The 12,699-nt window shown below is 68.1% G+C and carries 13 protein-coding genes; 10 read left to right on the top strand and 3 right to left on the bottom strand.

What is annotated here, in order from left to right; translation table 11 throughout:
* Positions 1–513: 513 nt before the first annotated feature.
* Entirely contained in the window at positions 514–759 is a 246-nt protein-coding gene (locus ACRDTB_RS05160; RefSeq protein ID WP_431428783.1) for a hypothetical protein, read from the top strand.
* 199 nt (positions 760–958) lie between these two features.
* On the opposite strand, the gene ACRDTB_RS05155 is transcribed toward ACRDTB_RS05160, so the two are convergent.
* The 3 genes from ACRDTB_RS05155 to ACRDTB_RS05145 all read right to left on the bottom strand — a co-directional run bounded on the left by ACRDTB_RS05155 (position 959) and on the right by ACRDTB_RS05145 (position 3,085).
* The gene (locus tag ACRDTB_RS05155) at positions 959–1,804 is read right to left on the bottom strand and encodes a hypothetical protein (RefSeq protein ID WP_431428782.1); all 846 of its coding nucleotides are present in this window, start codon (positions 1,802–1,804) and stop codon (positions 959–961) included.
* 361 nt (positions 1,805–2,165) lie between these two features.
* Positions 2,166–2,384 carry a hypothetical protein gene (locus tag ACRDTB_RS05150; RefSeq protein WP_431428781.1) on the bottom strand — a complete coding sequence of 73 codons (219 nt, stop codon included), beginning with the start codon at positions 2,382–2,384 and terminating at the stop codon, positions 2,166–2,168.
* Between the two features lie 173 nt (positions 2,385–2,557).
* The gene (locus ACRDTB_RS05145) at positions 2,558–3,085 is read right to left on the bottom strand and encodes a hypothetical protein (protein WP_431428780.1); all 528 of its coding nucleotides are present in this window, start codon (positions 3,083–3,085) and stop codon (positions 2,558–2,560) included.
* Between the two features lie 684 nt (positions 3,086–3,769).
* Here ACRDTB_RS05145 and ACRDTB_RS05140 point away from each other — a divergent pair.
* The 9 genes from ACRDTB_RS05140 to ACRDTB_RS05100 all read left to right on the top strand — a co-directional run bounded on the left by ACRDTB_RS05140 (position 3,770) and on the right by ACRDTB_RS05100 (position 12,327).
* Complete coding sequence (locus ACRDTB_RS05140; protein ID WP_431428779.1) at positions 3,770–4,129, top strand: BlaI/MecI/CopY family transcriptional regulator; 360 nt, start codon at positions 3,770–3,772, stop codon at positions 4,127–4,129.
* 194 nt (positions 4,130–4,323) lie between these two features.
* Positions 4,324–4,668, top strand: coding sequence for an NADH-quinone oxidoreductase subunit A (locus ACRDTB_RS05135; RefSeq protein ID WP_431428778.1), 345 nt, complete (start codon positions 4,324–4,326; stop codon positions 4,666–4,668).
* Between the two features lie 41 nt (positions 4,669–4,709).
* On the top strand, positions 4,710–5,753 hold the full coding sequence (locus ACRDTB_RS05130) for a hypothetical protein (RefSeq protein WP_431428777.1): 1,044 nt from the start codon (positions 4,710–4,712) through the stop codon (positions 5,751–5,753).
* Positions 5,746–6,666: a complex I subunit 1 family protein gene (locus ACRDTB_RS05125; protein WP_431428776.1), complete on the top strand. Its 921-nt coding sequence runs from the start codon at positions 5,746–5,748 to the stop codon at positions 6,664–6,666. Before ACRDTB_RS05130 ends, ACRDTB_RS05125 begins: the two co-directional genes overlap by 8 nt.
* A 4-nt stretch (positions 6,667–6,670) precedes the next feature.
* Entirely contained in the window at positions 6,671–7,222 is a 552-nt protein-coding gene (locus tag ACRDTB_RS05120) for an NADH-quinone oxidoreductase subunit J (protein WP_431428775.1), read from the top strand.
* On the top strand, positions 7,219–7,524 hold the full coding sequence (gene nuoK / locus ACRDTB_RS05115; protein ID WP_431428774.1) for an NADH-quinone oxidoreductase subunit NuoK: 306 nt from the start codon (positions 7,219–7,221) through the stop codon (positions 7,522–7,524). Before ACRDTB_RS05120 ends, nuoK begins: the two co-directional genes overlap by 4 nt.
* 1 nt (position 7,525) lies before the next feature.
* The gene (locus ACRDTB_RS05110) at positions 7,526–9,370 is read left to right on the top strand and encodes an NADH-quinone oxidoreductase subunit 5 family protein (RefSeq protein WP_431428773.1); all 1,845 of its coding nucleotides are present in this window, start codon (positions 7,526–7,528) and stop codon (positions 9,368–9,370) included.
* 13 nt (positions 9,371–9,383) lie between these two features.
* Positions 9,384–10,865: a complex I subunit 4 family protein gene (locus ACRDTB_RS05105; protein ID WP_431428887.1), complete on the top strand. Its 1,482-nt coding sequence runs from the start codon at positions 9,384–9,386 to the stop codon at positions 10,863–10,865.
* Between the two features lie 7 nt (positions 10,866–10,872).
* Positions 10,873–12,327 (top strand): NADH-quinone oxidoreductase subunit N, encoded by a 1,455-nt coding sequence (locus tag ACRDTB_RS05100; protein WP_431428772.1) that lies wholly within the window; start codon positions 10,873–10,875, stop codon positions 12,325–12,327.
* The last annotated feature ends 372 nt before the right edge of the window (positions 12,328–12,699 follow it).

The raw sequence follows: 12,699 nt of genomic DNA, 5'->3' as shown, positions 1-12,699 counted from the left end.
GCTCATGGCCAACGCCGGCGTCATCGTCGCAACCCAGGACGCCGCACCCGACACCTGGCAACACCTCGTCGGCCACATGGTCCGCTCCTACGCCACCCCGACGCCCCACTGCCCGACGCCCCCTGCCCCGAGCCCTCTACCGCGCCATGATCCGACTCACCCGACAAGGCCCCCGCCGCACATCACCCGCGGTGAACCCCTCCCCGTAGCACGTGGCACGTTCGCCGAGCGGCCGTTCAGGCGGGCGGCCGTCGCGGTCCTGCTCTCGCTCGCGGCGACCGCCGAGCATGCATCGCCGCATTCGCGCCGGAGAAAATCCGCAACTCGAGGTTCGGTCAGCTCGCCACCGTGCAGGTCCGTCCGGAACGTAGCGACCAGCGTCCCAGGTTGCGCCCGCGCCGAATCAGGGGTGACGACCTCATCCTCGACGGACTCCTGAGGTTGCTGGCTTCGTCGATCAACCGGAGACCACCCGCTGCGGCAGGTGTCTCACCGGCGTGGTTGCCTAACGTCGTGGCGGACGATTTGAGGCAGCAGTCGTGGGCGATCATCACCGCAGCGGTCGCACGAGACCAGAAGGGTCTGTCAGTCCTCATCGATGACCTCGACGAGGAGGACGTACGAGATGTGCTGGCCGGAGTGGCGATGGTGGCTGGCAACGCGATCACCTGGCACGAGGACTCGACACGTGTGCTCGCCCTCTTGCGAGAGCAGCTTCTGAGGAGGCAGACGCCGGGATCTGATTCCGCCATCTCATAGGTCGTCTTGACCTCATCTTGGTCGGTGTGGAAGCCAGCCGCGCACGCGCAGCAGCTTGTCGCCGTGCGCGTCCGCGTGATGCAATCCCTACCCTCCTCCAAAACACTCCGTATTGCCGATAGCTGTGATGAGTGGCTGCGATCAGCTCGACTACGGACCCTGGTTCCTGTTGGTTCAGACAATGGCTTGCGCTCGGGTGTCACGCGCCGTCGTTGTCATCCCACAGCTCCGCAGCGGCCTCGGCCATTGCGTCGTCGTCGAACTCGATGGGCGCCAGTTCGGGATCGAACACGTCGGTTGTCGGGTCGATGTCCTCGGAGTGGCGGATGACCTGGGTGAGGAACTTTCTTGCGGTGGCGAGCACAGTCCCGTCGGTGAGCCAGACACCAAATTCGAGGTTGCGGCGGGAGCTGCGGGTGCCGTTCGCGCTGCCCAGCCAGAGTCGCTGAGGGGTGAAGCCGATGACGTCTTCGACCTGGCCAGCTGCCCCTTCGTCGTGCCACCACAAGTGGCCGACCAACACCATCTTGGTGTGCAGGATCGGCACGAGGTGCTGACCGGTCTTGCGGGGCCCGATCGAGCGGAACGTGGGCACCGTCAGGTCAGGCAACTCGGTGTAGGGCCCGATCACGGTTGGGACGCCGTTCGTCCGGTGTGCGAGATCGGCAAGTTCTGGACAGGCGCGGGTAGGGAACCCGCTTCGACTGTCGCAGATCTGGCGGAGCCGGTCGAAGGTCGCCTGCTTGCGGCGTCGCCGGAGGTCCGTCGCCGCGGGTTGTTTGCTGACCACCACGCAGGCGGCCGGGTAGCTGGCGATCGCCTCGATCAGCTCATCGTCATCCAGCCACATGAACCCGCCCAGCAGGGCAGGTCCGAGCGACCGGGCCGGCGGCGACTGGTCGTGCAGGGAACGGTAGTCGGCAAGACCGTCAACCAGCCCTCCCAGCACGTCCAGGCCAAACCGCTCAGCGCCGGTGCCGTCGCTGAGCAAACGAAGGAACCGATGGTCGAACTGGACGGGGAACCCGGCGGGCTGGGTGGTCATGAGCCCACGATAAAGAGCCGGCGGCACCGCTAGCATCTCGGTATCGTGCGTGCTACTGACCCTGCCGGGGTACAGGAAGCGGTGCCAGAGCAGGCGTCACAGCGTTACATCGAACGACCGAAACTCCTCCGTAGCATCGCCCAACTACACAGCACCTGGCACGACACCGTCCTCATCGAACGCCTCACCGATACCGTCAACCGACCTGGCTGCTGAACGTCGTGGCACCGACACCGAACCGAAGTGCTTCGCGTCGCGCTGGGGCAATCAGCAACGACTTCCTACGTCAGCTCGGCGTTCTCGACATCGACATCCTCGAGTTGAGAACACAGCAACACCGGCAGAGTCGACGCCCACGGCCTCACCTTCGACTCACTCTCGAGGCACGGCGCCTGGGTACGTGCTGCGCGAGGTTCGGCGGCGGGGCGATCACACCGATCTTCTCAAGGCCGTCAACGCCGAGTTTGTCGACGACATCCCGAACAGTGTTCGTATAGGCCCGGTACTTCAGGTAGCCGAACGCCGGGACTGCGACTCCGGTAAGAACAGACGCCACGATGGCGAGGACGTTCGCGAGCATGCTTGCAGGACCCTCCAGGGGATGGTCCTGGTGCTCATCTCCAAGCGGCTACGGCCGGCGCTCTACCTGTGGTGATGGGGCGCTCAGACGCCAAAGGGACCTGGACGGGTCCCGTGTAGCTCGAGCAGGCGGTCTAATGTTGTGACCGCCATAGTAGCCGCTTCCCTCGGCAATCACGTCCAGGTCTGCCAGTGCGTGTCGGGCAGCATTAGTGTGCGACGCGCGTATCCGCGTTGGACCGGCTCGTCGTAGCGATGAAGCCACTCCTGAGGCGCGGTCGACTGAGGAGAATCTAACGCCTCGACCATGCCGTGCAGTAGCCCGAACTCGACGTTCCCGCCGCCATGGGCGCAGCCTGTCACCATGAACTCTTTCGAACCACGCCCACCATCCCAGGCCCAGTTCAAGATCCCAGCAGTGCCGCCGCGTGCCCACGCAACTCCCAGCCACACGTAACGGACAGCTGCGAGCGGATCGCCACGACGGAATACGCGACCGAGCAGACACCCTTTCACCGGGCAGCGGACCACGAAGACGGTCAGCTTCCGCTGCGTGGTCGGGTGGAGACCGAGGAACCAGCCCGCGAGCCGGTCAGACTCAGCCTGACACTCGCGCCGATTCCCCAGAGTACGGACCGGATGACCATGCCCATCGCGAACGTTGTAAGGCTCCGCTCCCTCCCGTCGGACGAACTCACGCACGCGGGCACCGTCAGACTCGCCATGAAACCTAAGCCGTGGTCGGCGAGGACCTCTTCCCATGTCTCCAGCATCCCACGTGGCCTATTACCGTCCGTGTCGTCAGCTCACCCTCAACGAACTGACCGTCGTCACGGTGAGAACCTGATTAGGGCTGTACAGCGGCGCCCCGATGCGGCGAGCTAGCGACTGGACCCTCGCCGTGGACGGCTCAGCTACCGTGTCACCCACACGAACGACGGACCTTCCGACGCCTTGGCGCAACGTGGCACACTGTGAACACACAGGACGGCCAGCTGCTACGCTGGTGACATGGTAAATCTCCCGGAAATCGGGAGATTGCCCTCGAACAGGTGTTCTAATCCCCCCTCGGACACCAGTCTTGGTGAGATCCCACCAGACACGCGAGATGGCACCATCGCTGGCTGTGGTTGCGACCCCTTGTGGCTCCGCCTGGCCCACCGCAACGAGCCGAGATGAAGCTCGTCGAAGGTGGCCCGCTTGGTGACATCCGTGATCCCGGTGGGATCCTACCGGGGGAACCTACCGCGACGACGAGATAATCAGTGGCCAGTGGCCTGGTCGCGTACCGAGCAACACCACGCAACCAACAGACAGCATCCGGCGCGCGTCGAGTTCCGCGGGGCACGTCGCACCTCCCACGATGACGATCGGCAGGGAGCCGGCATGCACGGTCTCGGCGAACTTGAAGCCGTGGTGATGGATGTGCTGTGGCGGGATGCGACGCCGCTCAAGGTGCGAGACGTACTCGAGCGGCTCGACACTGGTCGACAGCTCGCCTACACCACAGTGATGACCGTGCTGGACAACCTGCACCGCAAGCAGTGGGTCGAGCGCGAACGGGACGGCAAGGCCTACGTGTACGAGGCGGCGCTGACCCGCGAGGAAGCCGCGGCCCGCGCGCTGCACGACGTCCTCGCCGCGTCCGGTGACGCACACGGCGCACTGATGCACTTCGTGGCCTCCGTGTCCGACGAGGAGACCGATATTCGCCGCGGCGCTCTGCGCAAGAAGCGGCGTCGCTGACGACCAAGCATCGCAGGTCGACTGGTTCTTGCCGACCACGCACGACGTGTCGTTCCACCAACCCGTGTCCGATTGCTCGTGCACTGTCGCAGATATACCCTACCCCTGTATCGTTGCGGAACTTTCTGACTCGACGCGAAGCCTAGGTCCGCCCCTAGCATCTGCTATGCCCGATACTGGAAGGAAGGACGGCGATGACAACAGGCGTGTTCGCGCTCTTCGTGGCTGTCGTCCTGGTTGTCGGCGGCCTGTATGGGTTGGCGGTGCTCGTGCGGCTCGCGCGGACCGCGACCGACGTCCGGCCGTTCCTCTCCGGTCACGAACCATCCGAGCACGCTGTGTCGCGGTACCACGTCCGCTGGTACACGGTGACGGTGATCTTCCTCGCGTTCGACATGGAGATGGTGTTCATGTACCCCTGGACGCTCGTCGTCGCCGAGGAGGGGCTGACCGCGGTCGTCGAGATGTTCGTGTTCCTGGGAATCCTGTTCGCCGGCGTGGTGTACGCGTGGCGGGAAGGCGCGTTGCGGTGGACGTGACCTCGTGGTTGTTGCGCCACACCCCGCCCAGACCGATGATCGTGACCGCACCTGGTGGTGCCGAGGCCCGGCTTGCCGTCGAGCGGGCCGTGCGGGCACGGGTGTGGTGGCAGGCGTGGAGTCCCGCGCAGGCGAACATGCTCGTGGTTGCCGGTGACGACCATCGCTTCGAGCCGTATGTGCTGCGGGTGTGGCAAACGCTGCCGATACCACGGGTCCGGGTGGACGTGCGCTCGGCGACGGACGCGGATCAGCGGTTGGTGACGGCGCTCAGCGCCCTTCACGACGTCGACCGGCAGCGTGACGAGACCGAATCCGGCGCCGGGACCGAGGACCAGATGGCCCACGCGACCGCGGACCGTCCGGATGCGACGGACCACGGCGAGCACGGCGGACATGCGGACCACGTGGGTCACGACATGGGTCATGGCGGTCACGACCACCACATGAGCGGCATGGAGCTTCCCGGCGGCGTGGCGATGGCCGACCGCGCACCGGACCGAGACGGTCTCATGCTCGACCAGCTCCACCTGCCGCTCGGCCCTGCCCTGCCGTTGTGGCCGGAAGGGCTCGTCCTCCACACCCGGATCCAGGGCGACGTGATCCAGCGGGCCGAGGTGGAGCTGCTCACCTCGCCTGCCGGTTCGTACTGGTCCGGCGACGACAGCCGCCTGTCGCTCGCACGCCGTCTCGACTCCTGTTCGCGGCTTCTGGCGCTGTCGGGCTGGGCGGACGCGGCGGTTGGTGCGCAGCGCCTCCGAGACGATGTGCTCGCCGGTGTCCCGGACGAGCGGGCGATCCAGCGGTGGGCAAACCGGGTCCGTCGCTCCCGCACCTTGCGCTGGCTCCTCGCCGGACTTGGCCCGGCTCCGGACGCGCCGGACGCCGTGGCCGGAGACGCCATCGACCGGCTGTACCGCAGGCTCGACGTCACCGAAGCACCGGACGAGCACGCCACCCAGTGGACAGTGGAGAACCTGCCCGCGTTGCTCGAGGGCGTGGAACTCGCGAACGCCCGGCTCATCGTGGCCAGCCTCGACCCCGACGTCGCGTTACTCGCCGCGGGGGGAGTTCACCATGGTTGAGGTGGCGCCCTGGTGGGGCGCGCTCGTCCTGCTGGCCGTGCTCGCGGTACTCGCACTCGCCGCCGCCGGGTTCGACGCGGTTCTGGCGGCACGAGCGGCTGGGCGACCGGGTGGCTCCGCACTGCTGGAACCATTGCGCACCACCGCCGGGCTGCTCGTCCAGCAGCGCAGGCGAACGCTCGCGGCCGATGCCCTGCTGTGGCGGTCGTCGGGGATCGTGTTGCTCGTCGCGGCCGTGCTGGCGTCGCTGGCCACTCCCCTCGGCCGGTGGGCAGTAGGTGATCTGTCCGTCGGCGTCGTGTGGTTCAACGCGATGGAGATCGTCGCGTGGGCCGCGCTGTGGCTTGCCGGATGGGGCCCGAACTCGGCGTTCTCGCTGGTGGGTGGATACCGGTTCGTCGCGCAGGGGCTGGCCTACGAGCTGCCGCACATGTTCGTGCTGACCACAGCCGCGCTGGGCGCGGGTTCGCTGCGGGTGTCCGACATCGTGGCCGCGCAGGAGGACCTCTGGTTCGTCGTGTGGATGCCGGTCGCGTTCGTCGTGTACCTGGTGTCGGTGCTGGGCATGGCGTTCTTCCGGCCGTTCGACCACGCCGCGGGCGCGGATCTGGCGGGCGGTGTGCGGACGGAGCTGTCCGGTGTGGACCGTCTGGTGCTCGACGCGGGCCAGTGGGTGCTGCTGGTGTCCGGAGCGGCGATGGCGGTTCCGCTGTTCCTCGGCGGTGGTGACGGGCCGGTGCTACCCGGCTGGTTGTGGTCGGTGGTCAAGACGGCCGCGGTGCTGGCGCTGCTGATCTGGGTGGGGCGGCGGCTGCCGACGATCCGGATGGAGCGGTTCACCGAGGTGTCCTGGATGGTGCTGGTACCGGCCACCCTGCTGCAGGCGCTGTTTGTGTCCTTTGTGGTCATCTAGGAGGGTGAGGCCGGTGTTCTGGGTGTGCGCGGTCGGCGCGGTCGCCGCTGGGATCGCCGTGTTCGTGGTGAACTCCATGGCACGGGCCACGTTCGCGCTGCTGGCGTCGTTCCTGTTCGCCGCCGGGACGGTGCTGCTCGTCGAGCTGACCTACCTCGGGGTGCTCGTCGTGCTCATGATGATCATGGAGATGGTCGTCATGGTCGTCTTCATGCTGATGTACATGATGAACCCGGCCGGGCTGATGCCGATGTCCATGGTGCACAACAAGAAGGGCGCGCTCGTCATCGCTGTCGGCACCTTCGCCGTGCTCGCGGCGGGTGCCTACCTCATCGATTGGCCAACCTCGAGCGCACCACGCCCGGCCGATCCCACGATGGCGCTCGGCGAGGCGTTGATGGGGCCCAAGATGCTGACGATGATCGTGCTGGGGCTCGCGTTGTTCGCCACGATGATCACCACCGTCGTGCTGTCCACCAACCGCGGCCGCTACGACCGGTACGGCGACCGGCTCGACCGCGAACGCCCGGACGACCCCGTGCGAGGTGGGCTGTGAGCCTGCCGGACTACCTGCTGCTCGCGGCCGCGTTGTTCAGTGTCGGGCTCTTCGGCGCGTTGTCGCAGCAGTCGATCGTGATGGTCATGATGGGCCTGGAGCTGATGATCAACGGGGTGATCGTGGGCGCCGCCGCGTTCTGGTACTTCACCGCGCCCGACCGGCCGGACGGGCAGGTCGTCGTGGTGGTCGCGATCACCGCCATGGCGATCGAGATGGCCGCTGGTTTCGCGGTCACCACGGCCGTGTTCCGGGCACGGGACGTCGACATGACCGACATGGCCGCGGACCTCAAGGACTGACATGCTCTGGGCTCTGATCGCGGTGCCGCTGCTGGCCGGTGGCGCGTTGCTCGTCACTGGACGCCGGGCCGACCGGCTCGCGAGTCCGGTCGCGCTCGTGACCACCGCCGCGACCCTCGCGCTCGCGATCGTCGCGGCCGTCCACCGGCCCACGGCCGAGGTGGCCTACCTCCGCGGGATCTCGTTCGGTCTGCGGGTCGACGGGTTGTCGGCGGTCATGGTGGTCACGGTCGCCGTGGTGCTGCTCGCCGTGCTCGTGTTCGCCACGGGCGAGTTCGGGGCGGACGAGGCACGGGCGCGGTTCCACGGGCTCATGCTGATGTTCGCCGGCGCGATGCTCGTGACCGTCACGGCCACGACGTTCGTGGCGCTGCTGATGGCGTGGGAGGTCATGGGCGCCGCGTCGTACGCGCTCATCGGCTTCTGGTGGCGCGAACCGCGCCGCGCGTCCTCGGGCACCGTGGCGTTCCTGACCACACGTGGCGGCGACCTGGGGCTCTACCTCGCGGCGGGCGCGGCGCTCGCGGGTGGCGTCGACGGACTGGAACTCGCCCGGCTGGGCGAGCTGCCGGACGGGTGGCGGGACGTCGTCGCGGCCGGGATCGTGCTCGCCGCGTTCGGCAAGTCCGCGCAGCTGCCGTTCAGCTTCTGGCTCTCCCGCGCCATGGACGGCCCCAGCCCGGTGTCCGCGCTGCTGCACTCGGCCACGATGGTCGCCGCGGGCGGCTACCTGTTGCTGCGCATGGAACCGCTCCTCACCGCGACCCCGTGGGCGGCGCTCGTCGTCGCCTGGGGCGGCGCGGTCACCGCGTTGCTGCTCGGCGCGGTCGCGGTCGCGCAGGACGACCTCAAACAGCTCCTCGCGGCATCGACCTGCGCCCAGGTCGGGTTCATCGTGCTCGCCGCCGGTACCGGCGGAGTCGCGGCAGGCAGCGGACAGCTGGTGGCCCACGCGCTCACCAAGAGCCTGCTGTTCCTGTGCGCCGGGGCGTGGCTGACGGCGGTCGGCAGCAAGCAGCTGCCCGTCCTGCGCGGGGTGGCACGACGCTATCCCCTGGTCGGGGTCACGTTCTCCGTCGGTGCCCTCGCACTCGCCGGCATCCCGCCGCTTTCGTTGTGGGCCACGAAGGACCACGTCCTGGCCACCGCCCTGCACGAGTCCACCCCGCTGTACCTGATCGGTCTCGCGGCGGCCGCGTTGAGCGCGGTCTACGCAGGCCGTGCGGTCGTTCTGGTGTGGCTCCCAGCGGATACCCGGACCGAACCCGAACAGGCGGGCACGAACCGGGTCACCTGGTGGCAGCACGCGCCGCTTGCCCCGCTCGCGCTGGGCGCCGCGGGACTCGGGATCGTCGCCATACCGTCGTTGTGGGACGAGTTCGCGGCGCTCGTCCTGTCCGGGCAGGAAACCCGGCCCACGTGGTGGGAACTCGCGGGCTCCGGGGTGCTCGCACTGCTCGCGGCCGCCGTCTCGGCAGGGGTGGTTCGCCGACGCGGCGACCTGACCGGCCCGCACCTGCTGCGGGATTGGCTCGGGCTCGAACGGGCCGCTCGGCTGCTGGCGTCACGTCCGGCAGCGGCCGCTGCCGTTCGCCTGGCACGGTTCGACGATCGCGTCGTGGCCGGGAGTGTGCGGACCACCGCCGCCGTCGGCACCGCGTTCGCGCGCGTCGTCGACGCGCACGTCGAGTGGTCCGTCGACCGCGCGGTCCGCGCGCTGTCGGACGGCTTCCGCGGGCTGGGCAGGCTGGCACGCCGGCCGCAGACCGGTCAGCTGCACCACTACTACGCACAGGCGGTGGTCGCGCTCGCCGCGCTCGCCGTACTGCTGCTCGTGCTCGGATGAACGTGAGGTGAGCGTGCTCAGCATCGTCGTCTTCCTGCCCGTCGCGGTCGCGGCCGTGTTGCTGGCCGTGCCCAGGATCAGCGAACGGGTCGTGCGGTGGACGTGGATCGCCGCGAGCACGGTCGACCTGGCGCTCGTGGTGGTGCTGTGGCTCGGCTACGAACCAGGGCCCGGGTACGCGTACGAGGTGAACCGGCGGTGGATCCCCACCGTCAGCTCGGGCTATCACATCGGCGTGGACGGGCTGAGTCTGCCGCTGGTCGCGCTGACCACCGTGCTGTTCCTCGCCTGCGCGATCTACGCGCTGCGCCAGACCGACCGGATCCGCTCGTTCGCGGCGCTGTTCCTGTTCCTCGAGACCGTCTGCCTCGGCGTGTTCGTCTCGCTGGACCTGATCCTGTTCTTCGTGTTCTTCGACCTGTCGATCGTCGGCATGTACTTCGTCATCGCGGGTTGGGGACACCGCAACGCCGCGAAGGCGGCGCTGCAATTCTTCCTGTACACGTTCCTCGGCTCGCTGGCCCTGCTGCTGGGCTTCATCGGCCTCTATCTCGCCGGGGCACCCCACACGTTCGACATCGTGCAGCTGGCGGAACAGAACCCCTTGGCGGGCAAGGGAACCCTGGCCACGCTCGTGCTCGTCGCGATCGTCGTCGGACTCGCGATCAAGACACCGACCGTGCCGTTCCACACCTGGCTGCCACCCGCACACACCGAGGCCCCGGCCGCGGGCTCCGCCATCCTCGCCGGGGTACTGCTGAAACTCGGCACGTACGGCTTCGTCCGCATCGCGATGCCACTGCTGCCCAGCACCTGGCGGGACTGGGCATGGGTGATCGTCGGCGTCGGCGTCGTCAGCGTCCTCTACGGCGCGCTGGTCGCGTTGGCGCAGAAGGACTTCAAGCGGATGATCGCCTACACGTCGGTCAACCACATGGGCTACGTCATCCTGGCCGTCGGCGCCGCCGGACTGCTGTCCACATCAGACGAACAGGCGCACGATCTCGCGGTCACCGGCGCGGTCACCCAGATGGTCAGCCACGGCCTGATCACGGCAGCGCTGTTCCTCCTCGCCGGTGTGCTGTACGAGCGGGGCGGCACCTACGACCTCGACGCCTACGGCGGGCTCGCCGCCCGCACGCCGCGGTTCGCCGGTCTCACCGCCGTCGCCGCGTTCGCCTCGCTCGGACTGCCCGGGTTCTCCGGGTTCATCGCCGAGTTCCAGATCTTCACCGGTTCCCTCCCAGGCGCACCGGTGGCCACCGCGCTGGCGTTCCTCGGCATCCTCGTCACGGCCGCGCTGTTCCTCCGTGCCTTCCAGCGGTTGTTCCTCGGCCCGCCGTCACGTACCGACGTCGCCGACCTCACGGCCACCGAGACACTGTCCATCGCACCGCTCATGGTGCTCGCGGTCGTAGTCGGCCTGTTCCCCCGCTTCCTGCTCGACCTCGTCGAACCCGCCGCCCGCGTGCTCGGCACCCTGCTGAGCCGGTGACCGCGACATGAACACGGGCATGAACCCCGACATGAACACGGACATGTCCGCGAACATGCTCGCGGACCTCGCCCGGCTGCTGCCCGAGTCGTTCCTGGCAGGCGGCGCGGTGCTCGGCCTGCTGCTGGGCGCGTTCCTGCCACGCGGGAGGCAGTGGCTCGTCCGGGCGCTCGCCGGAGTCGTTGTCGTCGCCGCCCTCCTCGCCACGACCCTGAACTGGTCCCCGACGGCGACCGCGGTCTTCGAGAACAGCTACGCCATCGACACCGCCACCAACGCGACAAGGGTGGTGGTACTGGTCTCCGTGCTGCTCGTACTGGCGATGGCGAGCACGCGGATCACCGGCCACGCACGGGAGACCGAGTTCGTCATCCTGCTCATGCTCGGCGCCCTTGGCGCGATCATGATGGCGGGCGCGAACGACCTCCTCCTGCTCGCGGCCGCCTATCTGCTCGCCAGCGTGCCGCTCTACGCACTCACCGGGTTCGCGAAGGACGGCCCCGGCACCGAGGCCAGCATGAAGTTCTACCTGCTCGGCGCCCTGCTGGGCACCACCATGCTGCTCGGCGTCATGCTGCTCACCGGCGTCGGCACCGGCAGCGACTACCCGACCCTGCACCACATGCTGGGTGAGGCGCCGGTGGCCGCCGTCGCCGTGGGGATCGTCGCCCTGCTCGCGGGCCTCACATTCAAGGCGGGCGCGGTACCCGGCCACTTCTGGGTACCGGACGTCACGCAAGGCGCAACGCCCGCGGTCGGGGCGATCGTCACCACGATCCCCAAGATCGGCGCGGTCGTGGCGATCTACCGATTCGCCGCGATCCCCGCCGAGGCGTCCACTCTGGACTGGCCGCTGCTCGTCGCGGTCCTGGCCGCGGTCACGATGACCCTCGGCAACCTCGCCGCGTTCTTCCAGACCGATGTACGCCGCCTGCTCGCGTACTCGACGATCAGCCAGGTCGGCTACCTGCTGATGGCCGTCGCCGCCGCGGGCCAAGCGTCGCTCGCGCTGCCGAGCCTGCTGCTCTACCTCGGCGCGTACGCCGTCACCAACCTCGGCGCCTTCGCCGTCGTGTGCACGCTCCCCCGTGCCGTCACCCTCGACGACTACACCGGGCTGCGCAGACACCGGCCATGGCGCGCCGTCAGCCTGGTCGTGTGCCTGCTCGGGTTGGTCGGCACTCCGCCGACCGGGGTGTTCGCCGGCAAGCTCACGATCTTCACCGCCACGGCGGACGCGGGGCTCGGGTGGCTGGTCGTCGTGGCCGCGGTCAACACCGTCGCCAGCGTCTTCTACTACCTGAGGTGGATCATGCCGGCGATGCGCGACGGCAGTGGCCTGCCCGCACCCGACCGCCCTGCCGCGGTCACCGCCTACGTCGCCACCGCACTGTCCGTGGTGCTCGGCGTGCTCGCTGGCCCGGTCCTCGCGATCACCGGCGGTGGCCTGCTGGTCCCGTAGGCGGGGGCTTGATTCGTAGATCTCTCGACGCTCGGCGACACCCTCGAGACATGCGTCCTGTGCCACCAGGAAATGGATGAACTGCTGCCGATCGTCTAGTGTCGTGAGTCAATAGTTCATTGTTGGTCGGTATGCTGTGGCGATGCCGAGTCCGAAGCTTGAATCGGTGGTGTTGTCCGATGAGGAACTTGGTGTCCTGAGTGGGTGGTCGCGTCGGCGGAAGACGGCGCAGGCGTTGGCTGCGCTGAGGTTCCCCCAAGATCGTGGAGGCATGGACTAAGAAGGATCATGAGTCGTGCCTGAGAAGCGAAGGAAGTTCGATCGGGAGTTCCGTCAGGGGGCGGTTCGGATCGTGCGGGAGACGGGGAAGTC

The sequence above is a fragment of the Actinophytocola sp. genome (genome assembly GCF_050699935.1).
Classification (GTDB): domain Bacteria; phylum Actinomycetota; class Actinomycetes; order Mycobacteriales; family Pseudonocardiaceae; genus Actinophytocola.
Note: the sequence above shows the minus strand (reverse complement) of the source record. Positions and strands in the feature narration are given on the sequence as shown.